The 20,611-nt window shown below is 60.2% G+C and carries 23 protein-coding genes; 7 read left to right on the top strand and 16 right to left on the bottom strand.

All coding sequences use genetic code 11. The annotated features are described in order from the left end of the window. Positions 1–2: 2 nt before the first annotated feature. Positions 3–1,031, bottom strand: coding sequence for a type I glyceraldehyde-3-phosphate dehydrogenase (gap, locus tag RX717_RS00530; protein WP_107631285.1), 1,029 nt, complete (start codon positions 1,029–1,031; stop codon positions 3–5). A 255-nt stretch (positions 1,032–1,286) separates the two neighbouring features. Between gap and RX717_RS00525 the strand changes: the two genes are divergently transcribed. Further along, on the top strand, positions 1,287–2,369 hold the full coding sequence (locus tag RX717_RS00525) for an ATP-binding protein (protein WP_054328006.1): 1,083 nt from the start codon (positions 1,287–1,289) through the stop codon (positions 2,367–2,369). 67 nt (positions 2,370–2,436) lie between these two features. On the opposite strand, the gene RX717_RS00520 is transcribed toward RX717_RS00525, so the two are convergent. The 9 genes from RX717_RS00520 to RX717_RS00480 all read right to left on the bottom strand — a co-directional run bounded on the left by RX717_RS00520 (position 2,437) and on the right by RX717_RS00480 (position 10,802). Beyond that, complete coding sequence (locus RX717_RS00520; RefSeq protein WP_316960492.1) at positions 2,437–3,180, bottom strand: S-layer homology domain-containing protein; 744 nt, start codon at positions 3,178–3,180, stop codon at positions 2,437–2,439. Between the two features lie 146 nt (positions 3,181–3,326). Then, the gene (locus RX717_RS00515) at positions 3,327–4,721 is read right to left on the bottom strand and encodes an aminopeptidase (protein ID WP_147574262.1); all 1,395 of its coding nucleotides are present in this window, start codon (positions 4,719–4,721) and stop codon (positions 3,327–3,329) included. Then, positions 4,718–5,314 carry a dephospho-CoA kinase gene (coaE, locus tag RX717_RS00510; protein ID WP_316960491.1) on the bottom strand — a complete coding sequence of 199 codons (597 nt, stop codon included), beginning with the start codon at positions 5,312–5,314 and terminating at the stop codon, positions 4,718–4,720. Before coaE ends, RX717_RS00515 begins: the two co-directional genes overlap by 4 nt. A 34-nt stretch (positions 5,315–5,348) precedes the next feature. Then, positions 5,349–6,374 (bottom strand): L-threonylcarbamoyladenylate synthase, encoded by a 1,026-nt coding sequence (locus RX717_RS00505; RefSeq protein WP_054328009.1) that lies wholly within the window; start codon positions 6,372–6,374, stop codon positions 5,349–5,351. Positions 6,375–6,400: 26 nt separating this feature from the next. Next, complete coding sequence (locus RX717_RS00500) at positions 6,401–6,709, bottom strand: hypothetical protein (RefSeq protein WP_054328010.1); 309 nt, start codon at positions 6,707–6,709, stop codon at positions 6,401–6,403. Between the two features lie 65 nt (positions 6,710–6,774). Continuing rightward, positions 6,775–6,984: a hypothetical protein gene (locus RX717_RS00495; protein WP_054328011.1), complete on the bottom strand. Its 210-nt coding sequence runs from the start codon at positions 6,982–6,984 to the stop codon at positions 6,775–6,777. 21 nt (positions 6,985–7,005) lie between these two features. Next, complete coding sequence (prfA, locus tag RX717_RS00490; protein WP_107631288.1) at positions 7,006–8,070, bottom strand: peptide chain release factor 1; 1,065 nt, start codon at positions 8,068–8,070, stop codon at positions 7,006–7,008. Positions 8,071–8,097: 27 nt separating this feature from the next. After that, positions 8,098–8,877: a YdcF family protein gene (locus RX717_RS00485; protein WP_159068126.1), complete on the bottom strand. Its 780-nt coding sequence runs from the start codon at positions 8,875–8,877 to the stop codon at positions 8,098–8,100. Next, positions 8,874–10,802: an ABC-F family ATP-binding cassette domain-containing protein gene (locus RX717_RS00480; RefSeq protein ID WP_107631290.1), complete on the bottom strand. Its 1,929-nt coding sequence runs from the start codon at positions 10,800–10,802 to the stop codon at positions 8,874–8,876. The genes RX717_RS00485 and RX717_RS00480 overlap by 4 nt, the downstream gene beginning before the upstream one ends. A 211-nt stretch (positions 10,803–11,013) precedes the next feature. Here RX717_RS00480 and RX717_RS00475 point away from each other — a divergent pair, with 211 nt between their 5' ends. Continuing rightward, complete coding sequence (locus RX717_RS00475) at positions 11,014–11,511, top strand: helix-turn-helix domain-containing protein (RefSeq protein ID WP_107631291.1); 498 nt, start codon at positions 11,014–11,016, stop codon at positions 11,509–11,511. 58 nt (positions 11,512–11,569) lie between these two features. On the opposite strand, the gene RX717_RS00470 is transcribed toward RX717_RS00475, so the two are convergent. Together RX717_RS00470 and RX717_RS00465 are read right to left on the bottom strand one after the other, a co-directional pair. Further along, a complete protein-coding gene (locus RX717_RS00470) occupies positions 11,570–12,313 on the bottom strand; it encodes a hypothetical protein (RefSeq protein WP_107631292.1) in 744 nt (247 codons plus the stop codon). A gap of 15 nt (positions 12,314–12,328) precedes the next feature. Further along, a complete protein-coding gene (locus RX717_RS00465; RefSeq protein ID WP_054328039.1) occupies positions 12,329–12,847 on the bottom strand; it encodes a peptidylprolyl isomerase in 519 nt (172 codons plus the stop codon). A gap of 349 nt (positions 12,848–13,196) precedes the next feature. On the opposite strand from RX717_RS00465, the gene RX717_RS00460 reads away from it, so the two are divergent. From RX717_RS00460 to RX717_RS00440, 5 genes are all read left to right on the top strand, one after another. Continuing rightward, a complete protein-coding gene (locus RX717_RS00460; RefSeq protein ID WP_107631293.1) occupies positions 13,197–13,886 on the top strand; it encodes a ClpP family protease in 690 nt (229 codons plus the stop codon). 1,107 nt (positions 13,887–14,993) lie between these two features. Then, a complete protein-coding gene (locus tag RX717_RS00455; RefSeq protein WP_316960677.1) occupies positions 14,994–16,130 on the top strand; it encodes an iron-containing alcohol dehydrogenase in 1,137 nt (378 codons plus the stop codon). A gap of 25 nt (positions 16,131–16,155) precedes the next feature. Continuing rightward, positions 16,156–17,064 carry an asparaginase gene (locus RX717_RS00450; RefSeq protein ID WP_054328019.1) on the top strand — a complete coding sequence of 303 codons (909 nt, stop codon included), beginning with the start codon at positions 16,156–16,158 and terminating at the stop codon, positions 17,062–17,064. Between the two features lie 110 nt (positions 17,065–17,174). Continuing rightward, positions 17,175–17,366, top strand: a complete 192-nt coding sequence (locus tag RX717_RS00445; RefSeq protein ID WP_054328020.1) for a ferredoxin — start codon at positions 17,175–17,177, stop codon at positions 17,364–17,366. 123 nt (positions 17,367–17,489) lie between these two features. Next, positions 17,490–17,618, top strand: a complete 129-nt coding sequence (locus tag RX717_RS00440; RefSeq protein WP_256435208.1) for a hypothetical protein — start codon at positions 17,490–17,492, stop codon at positions 17,616–17,618. 66 nt (positions 17,619–17,684) lie between these two features. Here the strand turns inward: RX717_RS00440 and RX717_RS00435 are convergent, their stop codons facing one another. The 4 genes from RX717_RS00435 to RX717_RS00420 all read right to left on the bottom strand — a co-directional run bounded on the left by RX717_RS00435 (position 17,685) and on the right by RX717_RS00420 (position 20,603). Beyond that, positions 17,685–18,338: a hypothetical protein gene (locus tag RX717_RS00435; protein WP_316960490.1), complete on the bottom strand. Its 654-nt coding sequence runs from the start codon at positions 18,336–18,338 to the stop codon at positions 17,685–17,687. A 15-nt stretch (positions 18,339–18,353) separates the two neighbouring features. Continuing rightward, positions 18,354–18,791, bottom strand: coding sequence for a ribonuclease HI (rnhA, locus tag RX717_RS00430; RefSeq protein ID WP_054328040.1), 438 nt, complete (start codon positions 18,789–18,791; stop codon positions 18,354–18,356). Between the two features lie 139 nt (positions 18,792–18,930). Beyond that, complete coding sequence (locus RX717_RS00425) at positions 18,931–19,530, bottom strand: zinc dependent phospholipase C family protein (RefSeq protein WP_054328022.1); 600 nt, start codon at positions 19,528–19,530, stop codon at positions 18,931–18,933. Positions 19,531–19,730: 200 nt separating this feature from the next. After that, the gene (locus RX717_RS00420; protein WP_107631297.1) at positions 19,731–20,603 is read right to left on the bottom strand and encodes a radical SAM protein; all 873 of its coding nucleotides are present in this window, start codon (positions 20,601–20,603) and stop codon (positions 19,731–19,733) included. Positions 20,604–20,611: the final 8 nt, after the last annotated feature.

The raw sequence follows: 20,611 nt of genomic DNA, 5'->3' as shown, positions 1-20,611 counted from the left end.
ACTTACTTGTTGTCAACCTCAGCCATGTGCTCGATGAGCATCAGCAGCTTGTTGGAGTAGCCCCACTCGTTGTCGTACCAGGAAACAACCTTGACGAAGGTGTCGGTCAGCGCGATGCCAGCCTTCTTGTCGAAGATGGAGGTGCGCTCGTCGCCCAGGAAGTCGGAAGAAACAACGTCCTCGTCGGTGTAACCCAGAACGCCCTTCAGGCCGCCCTCGTAAAGCGGCTTCTCAGAAGCAGCCTTCATCGCCGCGCAGATCTCGTCGTAGGTGGCCGGCTTAGCCAGATTGCAGGTCAGGTCAACAACGGACACGTCCAAGGTCGGAACACGCATGGACATACCGGTCAGCTTGCCGTTCAGCTTCGGGTAAACCTTGCCTACCGCCTTGGCAGCGCCAGTGGAGGACGGGATGATGTTGCCGGAAGCCGCACGGCCGCCGCGCCAGTCCTTCTTGGAGGGGCCGTCAACGGTCTTCTGGGTGCCGGTGGTGGAGTGAACGGTGGTCATCAGGCCCTCGGTGATGCCGAACGCCTCGTCCAGAACCTTGGCGATCGGCGCCAGGCAGTTGGTGGTGCAGGAAGCGTTGGAAACAAAGGTCATATCCTTGGTGTAGGTGTCCTGGTTAACGCCCATAACGAACATCGGGGTGTCGTCCTTGGACGGGGCGGACATGATGACCTTCTTCGCGCCGCCGTCGATGTGCGCCTGCGCCTTTTCCTTGGTCAGGAAAACGCCGGTGGACTCGACAACGTAATCAACGCCGTCCTTACCCCACGGGATGTTCTTGGGATCCATCTCAGCGTGGAACAGAACCTTCTTGCCATCCACGGTGATGGAGTTGTCGTCATACTCAATGGTACCGTCATAGCGGCCGTGCATGGTGTCGTACTTGAGCATGTACGCCATGTAGTCCGGCGTCATGAACGGATCGTTTACCGCTACGAATTCGATATTCGGGTTCTTCAGACCAGCGCGGAAAACCATACGGCCGATACGGCCAAAGCCATTGATACCTACTTTAATAGCCATTTGCAGTGTTCCTCCTCAATTTTGACAATTATCTTCTTGTCGATGGCTTTATTATACACTATCTGGACGATATGCCGCAAGGTGTAATATTTGTGAAATTTTTGTCATTATATTCTGGGTTTTTGTACATTTTTCTTTGCAAAGCGGTCCCGTCTGGTGGTATAATAGAAGCATCATACAAAATATAGTATTGCAGTCCGTAAGCAGCCTTATACCCACAAAGAAACAGAAAGATCAGCGATTCGGAGGATAGAGATGGCGGATACATTTTTCTCTCAGCTTGACAGCGCGGCTCTGCGCGCCCTGCTGAACCGTACCGCGCTGCACGACGCAGCATTGCTCACAGTAGGACCGACGCTATATATTGAGGCCTGCAACGACGCCGCGGCGCGCCTGACCGGCCTGCACCCGCTCGAACGCATCGACCAGCTCTTGAGCGGCGCCTCCGCCGGCGCGCTGCGCGACTGCATCGTGCAGCAGGCACCGCGCACCGTTTATGAGGAGCTGGACGGCGCCGAATACCGCCTGGAACTGCTGCCGCACCGCGGCGGCGCGCTGCTCGCGTTCCTGCACGACAACCGCTCCTCTTACGACGGGAGCCTGCGCGTACTGCACGCAAAAAGCGCGCAGTATCTCGGCACGCTTTTCGCCTGCGCAGAACAGGTGCAGGATCCCGCCCTCGCGGCCGAGCTGCGCAAGCAATGCCTGCGTATGCACCGCATACTAACCCATTCCGATTTCCTGCACGACCCGCCTCTCACCGAGCAGCTCCGCCTGTACCGCACCGACCTCGTGGCTCTCTGCCAGACGGCCGCGGCCAATGCGGTGCTGTACGGCCCGTCGCACGGCACCAAAAACATCACCGTACACGCGCCCGATTTCTGCGACGCGCTGATCGAGCCGCAGCTGATCCAAAAGGCTCTATACAACCTTCTGTCCAACGCGCTGCACGCGTCCCCCGCGGGCGGCGATATCGTCCTTACCCTGACCGACGACAGCAGCTTTGCGACCATCACGGTTGCGGATCGCGGCCCCGGCCTGGATGCGGAGCTGTTTGAAGCGCTCCTGACTGGCTGGGAGCGGCAGGTTTCGCTGGACGATTACCTTTCCCTGGCGCGCTGCGGCGCGCCGCTCGGCCTCGGTCTGCCCCTGATCCAGCGCATCGCGCAGGCCCACGGCGGCAGCCTGCTCCTGTCCCCGCGGGAGGGCGGCGGAAGCGAGCTGCACATGAGCATCGCCCACCTGCCGGCCGCGCTTGCGGATAACAACCTGCGCGCGCCGATGATTTTGGAGGAGGGCTACTCGCTCGAAGAGATCGAGTTTTCCATCTTTGACTGACTGCCTCGGCATAGGCAAAAAACCGCCGTATCCACCCGGATACAGCGGTTTTTCTTTTGGGGTTGTCTTACCGGCCGGCATCCGAGGCGATGTTTCTCAAAACCTGCGCTAGTTCCGCGCGAAGCACATTGCCCTGCGGAGCGAACGAACCGTCCGTGTTGCCGTTCATCAGCCCATTCTTCAGGCAGAACGCAACGCTGTCCGCCGCCCAATCCGAGATCTGCGAAGCGTCGGTGAACTCCTGCACGGCCATGCCGTCGCCCGGCACAGTTTCGGTCAGGCCGTTCTCCTCCAGCAGGCCGAGGTAGCGCGTCAGCATCACCGCGAACTCCTCGCGGGAAACCGTTTTCCCAGGGCGCAGGCGTTTCTCGTCGTCGCCGGTGAGGATGCCTGCGTCAAAGCAGAAAGTCATCGCCGGATAGTAGTCCTGACCGATATCCGCGTAGTCGGCCATCTCGCGGATGCCCATGCCCGCGGCGCCCGCTGTCAGCTTTTCGTCCCTGTTTTTGGCATCACGGTAGAGCGCGTCCGCAACCGCCTGACGGCTGACCGCGTGCAGCGGCCAGAAGCCCGCGTCCACCGGCGCGGCAAGATCCATCAGTCCCTGCTCCAGCACATAGTGGACCGCCGGCGCATACCACGCGGTATCGGCCACGTCGGCCGGCAGGGCAGTCTCCAGCCCATCCACCACCGTATTGGCGCCCGTATCCTCCGCCACGTCGGACGCGGTGTCCGCCGCCAGTGCGGTGGCCGACATGGACAGCACCGTCGCGCCGGTCAAAAAAAACGAAAGCACCTGTTTGAATGTCATTTTTATAAATCCTCCTTTTGGAAGCTGTTATTTTCCTTAGCTGCTCCCTATTATAACACGGCGTCCCGCGCCCGCCTGCAAAATGTAACAGAGGTGTAATAAAGACGGCGGCCGGTATCCGGCCGCCGTCTTGTGCGTTTTCCGTCTCAGTCCTTATAGAACGCCCCGAAGCCCTTGTAGGCCATATACAGGTCGAGCTTGGCGATCACCTCGAACGGCGCGTGCATGGAAAGCACGGGTACGCCCGCGTCCACCGTATCGATGTTGCGGTTGGCCAGGTACATCGCCACTGTGCCGCCGCCGCCCTGATCGACCTTACCGAGCTGGCCTGTCTGCCAGACCACGCCCGCCTTGTCAAAAATGCAGCGGATGCGCGCCATCAGCTCGGCGGTCGCGTCCGACGTGCCGGACTTGCCGCGCGCGCCCGTATATTTGACCAGCGCAAAGCCGCAGTTGGCGCGGGCATCGTTGCGCTTTTCAGACACCTCAGGGAAGTTGGGGTCAAAGGCGTTGCATACGTCTGCGGACAGGCACACCGAGTTTTCATAGCATTCCTCCACCAGCGCGCCCTGCGCGCGGCACAGGTCGGCCATGAAGGTATCGAACGCGCGCGACTGCATGCCGGTTACACCGTCCGAGCCGGTTTCCTCCTTGTCCACCAGCAGGCAGACGCAGGTGTGCGCGGGCGTGGTTTTGAGATCGAGCAGCGCGGTCGCTGCGGTGTAGGAGCACACGCGGTCGTCGTGGCCGTAAGCGCCGACAAACGAACGGTCAAAGCCAATGTCGCATGCGGGGAAGGCAGGCACGCAGCACAGCTCGGCGGAGAGGAAGTCCGCTTCCACCATGCCGTACTGCTTATTCAGGTATTCCATGACCGCAAGTTTGATCTTCTCGCCGCATTTCTCGTCCACGGTCTCGCTCGGCACCGAGCCGACCAGCACGTTCAGGCCCTCGCCCTTAACAACCTCGGTCGCCTTTTTGGTCATCTGCTCAGAGGCCAGATGGGGCAGCAGATCGGTGATGACGAACCTGGGGTCCTCCGGCTTGTCGCCGATGCGCACCTCGACTGTTTTCATTTGCCCGTTGTGGCAAACGCACACCACGCCGCGCAGCTCGAGCGGAATGGCGGTCCACTGGTACTTTTTGATGCCGCCGTAATAGTGGGTCTTGAAAAAGGCCATGCCGCCGTCCTCGTACAGCGGCACAGTGCGGATATCCACACGCGGCGCGTCCAGATGGGCAGCGGTCAGACGCACGCCCTCCTTGAGGCTCTTTTTGCCGATCACGGCCAGCGTGATCCCTTTGTGACGGTTGACCTGGTAGAGCTTGTCGCCAGGCTTGACGGTATCATCCCGCGTCCATGCGCGGAAACCCTTGGCCTCCGCCAGACGAACCATTTCCTTGACCGCGTCGCGCTCGGTCTTGGCTTCGTCCAGAAATTTCTTGTAGTCCCCGGCATAGGACTGGATGTTCTTTTTGTCGCTGCCGGTCAGCCGGTCGAAGCCGGTTTTCTTGTCATAAAAAAGCTGTTCAGAGGTCATTTTCGTTCTCCTTTGCTCAAAATGGTATATAAAGCATCGGTTTCCCGCCAGAGCGCGGCGAGGTCGCCGTTGTTTTCCAAGATATGGTCGCAGCGGGCGCGGTAAAAGCCATCGTCCGGCTGGGCAAGGATGCGCGCGCGCGCGGCCTGCTCGGAAATGCCGTCGCGGGCCATCACGCGCCGCACACGCGTTTCGGTATCCGCCAGCACGCCGACCGTCTTTTCGCACAGATCGTCCGCGCCCGCCTCAAACAGGGTCGGCGCGTCGTACAACACGATCGGGCAGGCGGCCTGCGCCTGTATGGCCGCGCGCGACGCGGCGCGGATATAGGGGTTCGTGATACGGTTCAGCTCGCGCAGCCGGTCGGGATCGGAAAATACGAGCCGCGCCAGCTTCGGGCGGTCGAGCGCGCCGGTTCCATCCAGCACGCCGCCGAACGCCGCGTCCAGCGCCGCGAGCATCTCGCGGTTTTCCGCACACAGGCGGCGGTAGACCACGTCCGCATCCACCCAGCCCGCGCCCTGTTCGCGCATCCGCGCGGCGACCGTGCCTTTGCCCGTGCCGCTGCCGCCGGTCAAGCCTATGATTTTCATTATCCCACACCCCCTGGCTGGATATGCACCCCACTCAAAGCTCGATCACCGCGAAACCCGCCGCCTTTTTAATGCGGTTTGCTACCGCCAACCCCAGCCCCTCGTCAGACGGACACTGCGCCCAGATCTGCCGGACGTCGGTTTCGTCGAACGCCCGCAAGCGGTCGAACACCTCGCGCGCCTGCGCCGCGAGGTCGGCTTGGGAGCCGAAGCACTCCACCACGCAGGTAGGGAAGCACTCCCTGTATTCATCAAAGCACAGCACACCAGTGGGGCCGCTGATATGCTCTTTAATATACTGCGCCGTGTGTTGTGGGTCGCCCCGCACAACCGTTACCGGCGCTTTCGGGGCATAGTGGCGGTATTTCATGCCGGGCGCGGACACCCTGACCTCATCCCCTATCTTCTCATACAGCGCGCGGTCGACCTCGACCTCGCCCAGCACGGCGCGGAGCTGTTCGAGCGTCACGCCGCCCGGCCGCAGCAGGCGCGGCTTGTCCAGCGCGAGAGTGACGACCGTGGATTCCACGCCCACGCCGCACGGCCCGCCATCCAAAATCGCAGCGATCTTGCCGTCCAAATCGCACAGGACGTGTGCCGCCGTAGTGGTCGAGGGGCGGCCGGAGGTGTTTGCGGAGGGGGCGGCCAGCGGCACGCCCGCCGCACGGATGAGCGCGCGCGCCAGCGGGTGCGACGGAAGACGGATACCCACCGTGTCCAGCCCGCACGATACCTCGTTTGGAATGCAGCTCCCTTTGGGTACGATCATGGTCAGCGGCCCGGGCCAGAACGCTTCGGCCAGCGCCACTGCCTGCGGCGGCACCGCGGGACACAAATCGGAAATCTGATTAAAATCCGCGATGTGGACGATCAGCGGATTATCCTGCGGCCGTCCCTTGGCGCGGAAGATTTTCGCCACCGCTTCCCCATTCAGGGCGTTTGCCGCCAGCCCGTACACGGTTTCCGTGGGCATCCCCACCACTTCACCCCGCCGAATCAGGTCTGCGGCGATCCTTATGGCATCTTTATCAAATTGTGGGGAAAGTATGCTTGTTTTCATCAATTACACTTCCATCAGTGGGAAATTTAATGCTCCAGTGTGCGGTCCGTTCCTGTGACGCGACCATTTTGCAGGTAAATATCCAGGGTGGACTCGTCAAACGGCATGTCAATGATGTAGGCCAGCAGCTCCGGCGAGTCGGTATAGTCCGGCGCGGTCTTCGCCCAGTTTTCCGCGGTAAAATCGCGCGGCACGCCGAGGCCAAGGCCGAAAAAGCCGTTCGCCTGCCAAACGCCCCCGCCCAGCAGCAGCACGCCCGCGAACAGCAGGATACTCCCCGCCAGAAACACCAGGATGCCGAGCAGCGTCAGCCCAAGGCCGGAATACAGCGCCAAGTCCCATAGCGATCTCTCCTGCCCTCATTATAGCAGCGGCAAAGCGGAGATTTGTAACCGCGCTGTTAAATCGCGAAAAACGGCAGCGCCAGCAGGCCGACGGGCGCGTCAATCACGCCCGTATAGATGCCGACCGCGATCAGCAGCGCACCGGCCGCCAGAAAGATCAGCTTGCGGGTCAGCTTCAGGAGCAGCAGCACAATGTTGATCAGCACCAGCGCGCCGCCCACCACCAGCCATGGCGCGGACTGCCAAAGGGCAGAAATTTCGTTCATTGGGATTCTCCTTTCCAGGGATCATGCTTCGCCCTGCGCCTTGAGCTTTTCAGCCGTGTCGGCGGCGATCAGGGCGTCGAGTATCTCGTCCATATCCCCGTTCAGGAATTGGTCGAGCTTGTAGAGCGTCAGCTTGATGCGGTGGTCGGACACACGGTTTTCCGGAAAGTTATAGGTGCGGATGCGCTCCGAACGGTCGCCCGTGCCGACCTGGCTTCTGCGGTCCGCGGCGATCGCGGCCTTCTGCTTTTCCTCCTCGGCTTCGTACAGACGGGCGCGCAGCACGCGCAGCGCCTTATCCTTGTTCTTGTGCTGGCTGCGCTCGTCCTGACATTCGACCACCGTGTTCGTCGGGATATGGGTCACGCGGATGGCCGAGGATGTTTTATTGATATGCTGGCCGCCTGCGCCGGATGACCGGAACGTGTCGATGCGCAGGTCCTTGGGGTCGATGTAAAAATCCACCTCCTCGGCCTCGGGCAGCACGGCCACCGTGGTGGTCGAAGTGTGTACGCGGCCCTGCGACTCGGTTTCCGGCACGCGCTGGACGCGGTGTACGCCGCTCTCAAATTTCAGGCGGGAATACACCTTATCGCCCGCCACGCGGAACACGATCTCCTTATAGCCGCCCAGCTCGGTTTCGGACGCGCTCATCACCTCGGTCTGCCAGCCGCGCTTATCCGCGTACATGGTGTACATGCGGTACAGGTCGGCGGCGAACAGAGCACTTTCCTCGCCGCCCGCGCCGCCGCGGATCTCGACAAAAATGTTCTTGTTGTCATTCGGGTCCTTGGGCAGGAGCAGGAGCTTCAGCTCGTCCTCCAGCCGCGCGATATCAGCCTTGGCCTGCTGCAGCTCCTCCTGCGCCAGTTCCTTCATATCCGGATCGGACAGCATATCCAGCGCGTCCTCCTGCGCCCGCCGTGCCTTTTGGCAGGCGCGGAACGTCTGGATGATCGGTTCCAGCTCGTTGCGCTCCTTGAGGAGCTTGGCCGCGCGGCTGGGGTCGTCATACAGGCCCGGCTCGGCGAGACGGGCCTCCAGCTCGTCCATGCGCTGCGCAAGAGCGTTCAGTTTGTCAAACATAACAGGTTCCTTTCCGATTCCGCCGCCTTACGCGGCCGGCATATCCTTTCCCGTGCCGCCCTGCCACCTGCCGGTGAGCATCAGCCCCAGGATGGAGCAATACTCCCGACAATGCACCGCCACGCGCTGCGCCGGATAGGGCGTCGGCGCGGGGATGCCGGCCGCGTCCAACCCACCGCGCACCATCAGCACGCGGGCGCGTGCAAGGTGGTAATCGCTCGTCACCACCGCGGTCCTGTGTCCGTCCCCGATCAGGGCACGGGCGTTTTCAATGTTCTGTATCGTATTGTTGGATTCGTCCTCGAGCAGCAGACGGTCCGCGTTCATGCCTCTGGCGGTCAGGTAATCATACATCGCCTCCGCCTCCGGACACGGCTCGTTGCTCCCCTGCCCGCCGCACAGGATGGCGGTAGCCTCGGGGTGCGCCTGCAGGAAATCATACGCCGTATCCAGCCGTGCGGCCAGCGCCGCGGACGGACGGCCGTCCTCATACACCCGCGCGCCCAGCACCAGCAGGTAATCCGCGTCTCCGGCTTCCGGATCGGCGCGCATCCCGTGCAGGATGACGCCCTGCACCGCGACGAACGATACTACGAACAAGCCGAACAGCACACGTCCCACAACGGACAGCACGCGGCATACCCTGTGCCGCTCCCGCAGGCGCAGCATCAGCCATTCGCCCGCGCAGCCGGCGGCCAGCGTAAGGAAAAACACGCCGCCGAACCGCGAGGGCGCCCAGGGTAGCTGCACCACGCCGCCCGCAGCGAACACCGCCGCCAGCGCGAGCCAGATCTTCCGTTCGCTCATTGCTGCAGCTCCTCCAGCTCGGCGGCCACGGCCTCCCATTCGTCCATTTTCGCGGCGAGCGACTCGTCGCATTGCTCCTTTTTGGTCATCAGTTCGAGTAGCCGCGCCGAGTCCGAGGACGCGTCGATCATCTGCTGCTCCAACTCGGCCGACTGCAGCTCGAGCTGGGAAATTTCACGTTCGAGCGCGCTGAGTTGCTTTTGCAGGTTTTTGGTGCCGCCGGTGCGCTTGGGTTTTTCCGGCGGACGGGGTACGTCGTCCAGCGTCGGCGCATCGGGCTTTTTCCGCCTGGGGGCCGGCGCGGAGGCAGGCGCCTCGGGCAGCTCGCCCCGTTCACGGAATTTCAAAAAGTCGGAATACGAGCCGATGAAGTCGGTCAGCCGCCCGTTTTCCAGATACAGCACGCGGGTGGCGAACCGCTCGACGAAGTACCGGTCGTGCGAGACGAACAGCAGCGTGCCGTCGAACGCCTCCACCGCCTCTTCGATCCACTCGCGGCTGGCAAGGTCGAGGTGGTTGGTCGGCTCGTCCAGAATGAGGAAATTCAGGGGGTCGTACATCAGCTCGCACAGGCGCAGGCGGCTTTTTTCGCCGCCGGACAGCATATCGACCGTTTTCATCTGCGTTTCGCCCGTGAACTGGAACGAGCCCAGCCGGTTGCGCGCGACCTGCATGGACACGTTCTTGTCATAGATCAGCGTGTCGATCAGGTTGCGGTGTGGGTTGGCGAAATGCACCTGCTGCGGCAGATAGGCAGGCTTCAGGCCCACGCCCTTGCGGATCGTACCCTCGTCCGGCGTTTCCTCCCCCAGCAGGATCCTGAGCAGGGTGGTCTTGCCCGCGCCGTTTGCGCCCAGCAGGGCGACTTTCTCGCGGTTGCGGATGTTGAAGCTGATACCGTGTAATATTTCACGCCCTTCATAACTCTTTGTAATATCCCGAACCTTTAACACTTCTTCGGTCTCGTAGTTCGGGTCGCCGAAGGTGACGGTCAGCTTTTTGTCCTTTTTCGGGCGGTCGGTTACGGTCATGCGCGCGATGCGCTTTTCGATTGAGGCGGCGCGCTTGGCCAAATGCTCGGTGCCGTGCTCGTGCATGATGCGGGCGACCGCTTCCAGCCGTTTTTTCTCGGCCAGCTCGTGCTCGTGATGCTTGAGCTGTTCCTCGCGGCGGCGTTCGCGCTCGACCGCGTAATAGGAGTAGTTGCCGTTGTAGAACTCGCAGGTGCAGTCGTGAATCTCGATCACACGGTCGCAGCACTGGTCAATGAACCAGCGGTCGTGCGAAATAATCATCACCGTGCCGCGATAGGACTCGAGGTAACTGCCCAGCCAATCGACCGCGTCCATGTCCAGATGGTTGGTCGGCTCGTCCAGCAGCAGAATGTCGGTCTGCTCCAGGATGATGCGCGCCAGGTTGATGCGCGTCTTTTCGCCGCCCGAGAGCAACGCGAACGGCTGCGCGCGCATGGCTGCGGGGATTTCCAGACCGTTGCACACACGGTCGATCTCAAAATCACGGTTGTAGCCGCCGAGGAGCTCCAGACGGGTTTCAAGCTGGGCGTAGCGTTTGAGCAGCGAGGCGTCTTCCGGCTTGCGGGCCATCTCATCGGTCAGCGCGTCCATCGCGGCGGCGACCTCGTCGGATTCGCGGAAAGCCAGGCGCAGCACATCCTCGACCGTGGATTCCGGCGGGAAATCCGGCATCTGGTCGATCACGCCCGCGTTCTTGCCCGCGCCAAGCGAAACATGCCCCCCGTCATAGGGCAGGCGGCCGGTGAGGATATTAAGCAGGGTGGTCTTGCCCGCGCCGTTCGCGCCCAGAATGGCGACCTTTTCCCCTGGCTGGATATCAAAGGAAATATCCTGTAGGATGAGGCGGTCGCCGTAATATTTGGTGAGATTTTGTACGGAAATGTCAGCCACAGCCGCGGCTCCTTTCAAATATCGGGATAAATGGATATATACCGTTTTATTATAACACAAAAGATAGATAAGGGAAAGCCTCTCCCCCGCATTTTACCGCTCAACAACGCATCGACGCACCGTAGAACGCCGCTAATACTGCCTCAACTTTGCGTCGGTTGCACCAGGCTGTCTGATACGGTATACTTTTCCCCAAAAGGAGGATATAGCAATGGATGCAATAAAAACAGGCGTTTTTATCGCCGCGGTACGTCGGGAGCGGAACATGACACAGGCAGAGCTGGCGGCCAGGCTGCATGTGACTGATAAAGCGGTCAGCAAGTGGGAACGGGGCGCGGGCCTGCCGGATATCAGCCTCATCGAACCGCTTGCGGCGGCGCTGGACGTCAGCGTGCTGGAGTTGATGCAGGGACGGCGAATTCCCGCCGAGACTGTCCGCCACACCGAGGCCGCAGAGGTGCTGACTGACATCCTCGGGATGGCAAAGCACACACGGGCAGACAAGCGCAGCCATCTCAAGCAGGCAGACCGATTTCTGTCCAGACTGCTCGAAGCCATTGGCCTGCTGTTCCTGCTGTGCTCGGTATATTGCAGGACACAGCTCCAAACGCCGATACCGCTTTGGCTCACCATCAGCGCCCTAGTCCTTGCGGCAGCCGTCCTGCTTGCCAAATGCGTCTTACATCGGGCGGTGGGAAATCAGACATAATAAAAACGCAACAAACCCCCGGAACAGCTTTTCCGGGGGTTTTATCAACAAACAGGGATCAAAACCGCATTAGCGGGATCTGGTGCGGCTCCGCCTCGCCCGCCGGCAGCAGCATGGACGTAATATCCGGCCGCGCCGTTTCAATAAAGTTGACGCCGCTGCGGATCAGCCCTGCCAGCGTGCGCTCGTCATTTGTCGGCAGGCTCATGGTGAACAGCCCCGCCCTCCGGCAGGCCGAGAGCAGCGCCGGCGTCAGGTCGCCCGCCGCCGCGCGCAGGCCGAACAGGCCGGTCGTCTGCGCCGCGCGCACCAGCGCGTCTATATTGTCCGGCAGCGCGGGCAGCTCGCCCATGATGTGCAGGTCAGGGTTAGCGACTGCGATGCGCGCCGCCTCCACCAGGCCCAGGCCGACAAAGATCGTATTGTCCAGCCATTCGGAATGGCGCAGGGTGATGCGGAGCTGCGGCAGAAGCGTCTGGTTATGTACCGTGATCGCGATTTTTGCCCGGCAGGTGCGCGCCAGCTCGATCGCCTGTCCGGCGGGGACAAGCTGCGGTGCCGCCTGGTGCAGCTCCGCGTAGCTGTAATCCGTGATGCTCAACCGCGTTCCGTCGTTCGCCACGCAGTACCCGTCTGACGACAGCACCGCGATACCGTCCGCGGTCATATCAACCGACAGACAGCAGCCTTTTGCGCCCTCCTCATTCCCTGCCAGGATGGACTCCAGCCCATCCGGCTCGGTATCCATACAGCCGACCGCGGAAAGGACGAAAATCTCTTTGTTGGTATAATACAATACCATTCCCCTTCTTTCCGTTTACAGGGTTTCAGGCGCCTCGTACGCCACGCCCAGCGTATCGACGGTCACCTTGCGCATGCGCTGCTCCTGGCGCGGACGGTCGTGCCAGTCGCGCGGGGCGTTCACGATCCCGTCGACCACATCCATGCCCTCGGTCACCATGCCGAAAGAGGCGTACTGGCCGTCCAGATGCGGCGAATCCTCGGTCATGATGAAGAACTGGCTGCCCGCGGAATCCGGCACCGCGGTGCGCGCCATGGACAGCACGCCGCGCGTGTGGTTCAAGTCGTTCTGGAAGCCGTTGGCGGTGAATTCGCCGCGGATTTCATAGCCCGGGCCGCCCATTCCGGTGCCTTCCGGATCGCCGCCCTGGATCATAAAGCCCGGAATAACGCGATGGAAGATCGTTCCGTCATAAAAGCCCTTCTGGATCAGCGAAATAAAATTGCGCACCGTATTCGGCGCGACCTCGGGATATAGCTCCGCGCGGATGATACCGCCCTGTTCCATTTCAATCGTAACGATAGGATTGCTCATTACCATACTCACTCCATTATTACCGCGAATTTGCGGATATTCATTTATATTGTAGCAAATTTCCACGCAAACAGCAAGACATGTTTCCATAATGAAACTCTGTGCCGCAGCACGCCCTTTCCGGCGGACGAAATCCACTTTATACACAAAGCTTTCCACCATGCATTGGGGATAACTCTGTGTACAAAGTGGATAACTTCCGGTATTTACTTGTAAAAGCTGCCTGTTCTACCGGATCCGCTGTTTACAGTCTGTAATATTTCCCTGCTCCGCGCGGGCCGCGCATGAAAACCACCACCGCGAAGCATACTCTACCGTAGGGATTTTTATATCAAAAAGGAGGAGCGATATGGCGGAGGAACACCCATCCATCCAGGCGCCGGAAGAAAATAATATTATGGAGACCGGCTCGATCACGGCTAAAACCTCGCGCGGCACGGTCCACTGCATCACGATCGTAGGCCAGATCGAAGGGCATATGGAGCTGCCCGCGCAGAACAAAACCACAAAATACGAGCATCTGATCCCGCAGATCACTGCGGTAGAGCAGGCGGAGGAGATCGACGGCATGCTGATCCTGCTCAACACCGTGGGCGGCGATGTGGAAGCCGGCCTGGCGATCGCCGAACTGATCGCGGGCATGACCAAGCCGACGGTCTCGCTTGTGCTGGGCGGCGGCCATTCGATCGGCGTACCGCTCGCCGTGGCTGCGAAAAAGAGCTTTATTGCTGCCTCCGCCGCCATGACCATCCATCCGGTGCGCATGAACGGCACCATTATCGCCGTGCCGCAGGCCTTTGAATACCTCGCCAAGATTCAGGAGCGCATCGTGGATTTCATCACCACGCACTCGCGCATTTCCGCCGAACGGCTGCAACAGCTCATGCGCGAGACCGGACAGCTCACTGCGGACGTAGGTACGGTCATCTCCGGCAAGCAGGCGGTCACGCTCGGCCTGATCGACGAGGTGGGTACCCTGTCCGGCGCGCTCGACGCGCTTTACCAGATGATTGGCCAAGCAAGGGAAACGCATCTGTAACGCCCGCGTTTCGGAAAAAGCGAACAAGAAAGGCCTCGTCCCTATCGAACGAGGCCTTTTACTTCCAGATCTCCATAGATTCTCTTTTCTCAGCAGGATATTTCCCGCTGTCCTTTTTTATTTTTTGCTGTCCGCTTTTTCATCCTACGTTCACGGGAACCACCCGGCTGCGGTTCTTCGGGTAATGAACACATTTCGGTTTGTTACCTTAACTACATTCAGGAACTCTATATCAAGTCAGATTTTGAAATGCGTCTCTTCCTGGCGGGCAATCGTTCGATTCTATTCCTGTATGCCCGAACCATTTTCAGCAGGCTTTGATATGATCTCTGTCCTGTGCTCTGGTCCGCTTTTGCCGCATCATACTCATCAGTATGCCCATCGGCCTTTTTTCTTGGATGCGCACTATTTTTGGCGATTACAGGTATCGTACTGATCAATTTTCATATTCGCCAACGCATTGCTTCAGGGTTCTTTCATGCATGAACCTTACTTTCCTGCTGCCTCGATCCGCTTACATCGTCAGTATGCTTTCACGGATATATTTTCACGAGGATAGCTTCCTCACAGGTGCCGTTCCTTACTATCAGAAGCCGATCGCGCTTTTCAGGCGGTTCGTTTTTTTGATTTGGAACTCGCTCTTTTTATAAATAGCTATCACCTTGATCGTTTCGGTCACAGCGCCGCGGCGAGTCCCGCGAACTGGTAGGATGTTTCTTCTGATACCATTGGACTCACCCCTTTCTCCGGTATCATTTGGCTTTGTACGCCAACCCTTCAGAATAAGAATGGGTTCTCGCCCTTTGTAAAGCCCCTGCTTTACGTCCCTTGGTGTTTGCCCTTTTCTTTTCTGTGACATTATAATATCATCAACTTTGCACAACGTCAAGCATTATTTTATGTTTTTTCATGGTTATATTAAACAAAACATTCTTGTCCTTTTCAGCGTTTTCCCTCTTCCCACGCTTCCGCTGATTTGCTATAATTGTATTGTTGGGTGCGTTTCGGCCCCAGCCGGAAAACGTACAGCAAGCAGCATTCGCATGGGGGTCGTTGGACCCCCTTTTTTTGAGGGAGGTTTTCTCGTTGGATATTTTCAGCTTCTATATGCCCACCCGCCTGTTTTTCGGCAACGGCGCCGTGCGCAAGCTCGCCAAAGCGCGCCTGCCGGAGGGCTGCGGCCTGATTATCACCGGCGGCACGTCGACCACACGGCTCGGCTATGTCGACCGTGTGGCCGACGTGCTGCGGCAGGCCGGACACGAAACGGCTGTTTACAACAAGGTACAGCCCAACCCGACCATCGAAGGGGTGCGCGAGTGCGCGGCGCTTTGCCGCGCGGCGCACATCTCATTCATCGTCGGCCTGGGCGGCGGCTCCTCGATCGACACGGCCAAGGCGGCCGCTGTCATGGCCACCAACGACGGCGACTGGTGGGACTATGTCCACGGCGGCACGGGCGGCGGCAAGCGCATCGCCAACGCCGGTTTGCCGGTGGTCGCCATCCCGACCACTGCGGGCACAGGCACCGAGGCAGACCCGTTCACGGTCATCACCAACGGCGAGGAAAAGATCGGCGGGGGCGGCGAAAAGTGCTTCCCCGCCATCTCGGTCGTGGACCCAGACTTTATGATGACCGTACCGCCGCACCTGACCGCCTATCAGGGCTTTGACGCGTTCTTCCACGCGGCCGAGGGCTATATCGCCCGCACCGCCAGCCCGATGAGCGACATGTTCGTGCTCCGCGCGGTCGAGCTGATCGGCCGGTCGCTCGCGACCGCCGTGCATGACGGCGGCGACCGTGAGGCCCGCGCCGAGGTCGCGCTCGCCAACACGCTGGCCGGCTTTGTCGAAACGCTGTCGAGCTGCACGGGCGAGCATGCGATCGAACACGCCCTGAGCGCGTTCCATCCCGCGCTGCCGCACGGCGCGGGCCTGATTATGATTTCGCGCGCCTATTGGAGCCGGTTCGCCGAGGTTTCCGGCGAACGGATGGCCGCGCTGGCGCGCGCGCTCGGGCGCACGGGCGCTACTGGCGCGGCGGATTTCCTAGCGGCGCTGTCTGGCCTGCAGAAGCGCTGCGGCGTCCACCAGCTCCGCCTATCCGGCTACGGCGTCCGGCCGGAGGATTTCGGGAAGATCGCGGACAACGCGGCCGCCACCATGGGCGGTCTGTTCCGCGCCGACCCGCGTCCGCTCAGCCGCGAGGAGATCATTGGCATTCTTGCGGACAGCTACCAGTGAACCGCGGACGCGGGGAGGGCAATCAATGAAAAAGGTGCTTTTGATCGCCACCGGCGGCACAATCGCGTGCCGTGAAACGGCAAACGGGCTGTCCCCGACCCTGACCGGCGGGGCGCTTGTCCGCCTGCTGCCCGCGCTGGAGACGGTCTGCGCGGTCACGGTGTGCGAGCTGATGCGGCTGGACTCCACCGACCTGACCGCCGCGGACCGTATGCAAATGGCGCGGGCGGTCTGGGAAAACCGAGGCCGGTACGACGGCTTTGTCATTGCCCACGGCACGGACACGCTTTCCTATACCGCCGCGCTGCTGCACCATGTGCTGCGGAACATCGACCGCCCCGTGGTGCTGACCGGCTCGATGCTGCCCATGGGCGCGCCGGGTTCGGACGCGCCCCGCAACCTTCTCGACGCATGCCGCGTCGCGGCGGCGGACTGCGCCGGCGTGCTGGCGGTGCTGCACGGAAAGATCATCCACGGCCCACACGCCGCAAAGCGCCATTCGCTCGAAGCGGACGCATTCACTTCGGTCGGCGCGCCGCTCGCGGGCGTAATCGACGGAGCTGGGTGCGTGCGGCTGGCGCACCCGCCGAAGCGCGACGGCACGCCGCGCTTCGTGCGGGACATCGACACGGACGTTCTGCTCGTCAAGCTGACGCCCGATCTCCCGCCCTCGTTTTTCAACGTCCTGCACAGGTATCCCCGGGTGGTGGTCGAGGCGTTCGGAGCGGGCGGCATCCCCCGCCGGCTGGAGGACGCGGTGCGGTCGCTGCTCCGAAGTGGCACGCGCGTCTATCTCATCAGTCAGTGCGCTGAGGGCGGCGTGGACCTGCACAAATACGAGGTCGGCCGGCGGGCCGAGGCCATGGGCGTCATCCCGCTCGGCAGTCGGACGACCGAGGACGCGCTGGCCGCCATCCAGTGCCGCGAGCTGTGACGCGCGTCTGTTTGATTTTTCCAGCTTTCCCGTTTTCTCCCCGCAAGACATACCACTCATAACGCCGCTCCTTTCTGCGCATACTGTGTGCGAGAAAGGAGTGTTTGTTTATGCAGGTCACGATCGACCGCGGCGGCTGCATTTCCTGCGGCCTGTGCGAAGCAACCTGTCCCGATGTGTTCCGCATCGCCGGAGATGGTCTGGCAGAGGTCTATCACCAGCCCGACACCGCGGCGCAGGAAGCGGACTCTCAGGAAGCCGCAGGCGGCTGTCCGGTCTCTGTTATTCACACCGAGGGCTGATTTTTGTATTAATTGCACAATTCTTTCTTATCTAATTTGTATAATTCATACAATCAGCCTCTTGTTTTTCCCCCAGAAAAAAGGTATGATATAAGCAAATCTTAAAAGAAAGAAGGCCGCAATATGAACAAGTTTGTAAAGGCACTTAGCAACATGAGCGAAGCATCTATGCAGAACAACGGTTATGTCCGTAACCTGCTGCGCACCTATGGCGGCAAGGTTTCGAACAGAGCCAACACCCCGAAGGACTAAGCCCCCATCGGGATCATGCCATAGAACGAAAAGACGTCCGGAGGCGCTCGCCTTCGGATGTCTTTTCTATATTTTGCGGATATTCTGCCGATAATAGGCTTCAAACAGGCTCATCATCAGGCCCTTGCGCCGCCCCTCACCCCTGTGCCGCAGGTAGCGCCAGCAGGACCGCGCGGTCAGCAGCCCGCCGACGGCGCAGACGATCATATCCTGCATCGTGTCGCCCACGCCGGTGGACGCGACCTGCTGCGGGTCCGCGCCGGAAAAGGAAACCGCGTATTCCCATATCTCCCACAAGACCGCGCTCAGCACCGCGAACATCCAGGTATACAGCGAGGCGTTGAACGCATCCGCCCGATCGAGCGCGTGGCCTGGCTTTTTCGCAAAATACACCACCATGCCCAACACGGCGAACAGAAAGCCCGACAAAAAGTGCAACAGCTTATCCCAGCAGGGAATCCACTCATACCCGCCGAACAGGCTCGCAAACGGCACCGCCGCCAGCACGAACCAGTCGAACACGATCTCAAGCAGGTACACCGGCCGCAGCCGGCAGACCCGATAAAGCGCAAACGGCACAGCGGGCAGGGCGAGCGCCGCAGCGGCAAGCAGGGCGTTGTATGCCGTCAGGTCCCGCCGCAGGCCGTATACCGCGGCGCACAGCGTGAACATATAGTAAAACAGCAGGGTGCCTCCCCGCAGACCGCGCAGCCTGTCCATCCGGCCGGCCTCCCATCACTTGTATTTCTGGTACTGACTTACCGCCAGCTCGTCGCAGCGGTTGTTATAGGGGTTATCCGCGTGTCCTTTCACCCAATGGAACCGGACCTCATGCTTTTCGAGAAGAGCGAGCAGCCGTCCCCACAGCTCCGGATTTTTGGCCGGTTTTTTATCTCCCTTGATCCACCCTTTCGAGCGCCAGCTTTTCGCCCAGCCCTTTGTGATGCCATCTACCACATATTTGCTGTCCGAGTACAGGTCGACCGAGCAGGGCTCGGAAAGCGCTTCCAGCGCGGTGATCACGCCGAGCAGCTCCATGCGGTTGTTGGTAGTCGATGGCTCGGAGCCGGACAGCTCCTTCTCATGCGCCCCGTACCGTAAAATGGCACCCCAGCCACCCGGCCCTGGATTGCCGGAGCAGGCCCCGTCCGTATAAATCGTCACGTTTTTCATAGTATCTCCCATTGTTTTTTCTTTATTATAGCACGGACCGCCGGAAAAAAAGAAGTGCGACCGACGCACGCCGCAAAAACAAGCGCCGTCCGGCTCTCCGGACGGCGCTTGCCGCAACAGCGTGTAAAAAGTGTCTGTATCAGGCGATGACCGTTGCGGGTACATCCACCTGCTCGTAAACGATGCTGATGATCGAAAGCACAACCATTGCGGTTGCCCGGCAGATATGTATCAGGTCGTCGTCAATCCCATGATGGCGGCCGGCCGCGCGGTATTCGTCATGCATGGCGCCGATGCGGTTGATCAAAGCGTCCACCGAGGCCGGCGGGATAATCGGGCTTGCCCACTGCTCGAATTTCGCTTCGGTCATCCGGCGGCGGATCACGAGCGCAACGCGCTTTTCGTATACATAATGCGCCAGCAGGTTGCGGTCGTAGATATCGTCGTTATGCGGATAGGTGAAAAAATCGGTCATAAAGTGGCATATCTCGCCCAGATCAATCGAAAGCTCATGTCCATTCACCGGACCGATGGTGTATTTTTCGGTAAACGCGCGGATTTTTTCCATCACCTCGTCCATCATGATCGACGGATTATGGCGCTTGGTCAGGTAGGTCCCTGTCAAATCCGGCTTCAGGTTTCCATAAACGAAGCCGCTCTGGTCAAAGGTAACGCCGCAGGTCTGCTCGACATAATCGAGCAGCAGGTGTGCAACACGAATGTGGGATACGGAATCCATTAGCAATCCTCCAGCCGGAATACGCTTTTCTTAACAAGTTCTTAACAGCACGGCCGCTCAACAGCCTTTCATTTCCCCAAATCATCAATAGTATAGCACATCTCCGCGCCGTTGTCTCGTTTTTTTCTAAATTGTAACGAAATCAACATCTTAATTTCGCGTTTTCTCTGTTTTTCACAATACAGGCAAAATTATTTTAGCTATCTCGCACGAAATGCTTCGTTGCGGAATTGCACCTCGCCCGCCAATGCCTGCCGCAGGCGTTGACACATCGCCTCCCGATCGCGGTTGAGCGTACCGGCAAGGTTGACATAATTGGAGGCGTGGTTGGCGCGGAACACGCTGCCCTCGGCGTCGATATGCTCCAGAAGCGTGAGCGTCTCCCGCGCGATCTCGACCGGCTGCATCAGATAAAACCGCCCTGCCCGCCAATCCCGCATCAGGGGCGTTTCCAGCTCAAACAGCAGGGTCAGCAGGCCGATATACTCCGGCTTCATGCGCGACAGGGCCAGCGCGGTCCCGATCGCGTGCTCCTCGCTCAGCTCCAGCGAGCCAAGGCCCGCGATGCAGGTGACCGACAACTTCATGCCCGCCTTTTTCACCATCAGGCCCGCGCGCACGATCTCGTCCACCGTTTCTCCCTTATTGACGCGGCGCAGCACCTCGTCCGAGCCGGATTCCAGCCCCATATAGACCATTTCCAGGCCAAGCCCGTGCAGCTGGTCCAGCTCCTCCTGCGTTTTGACCAGGATGGACGCGGGCGAGCCGTAGCTTGTCACCCGCTCGCACTCAGGAAACAGGCGGCGGATATACCGCAGGAGCTCGGCCATATGCTCCGCACGGCACATCAGCGCGTCGCCGTCCGCAAGGAAAATGCGGTCCACGCGGCGGTACATGCGCCGCGCCTCATCGAAATCCGCTTTCACATCCTCCAGCCGCCGCACGCGGAAGCGCTTTTCCTTATACATATCGCAAAACGTGCATTGATTATGGCTGCAGCCGACCGTCGCCTGTATGATCAGACTATATGCCTCTGACGGCGGGCGGAACACACGTCCCTCGTATTCGATCACGTCCCTCG

This window comes from Intestinibacillus sp. NTUH-41-i26 (assembly GCF_032769475.1).
Classification (GTDB): Bacteria; Bacillota; Clostridia; order Oscillospirales; family Butyricicoccaceae; genus Agathobaculum; species Agathobaculum ammoniilyticum.
Note: the sequence above shows the minus strand (reverse complement) of the source record. Positions and strands in the feature narration are given on the sequence as shown.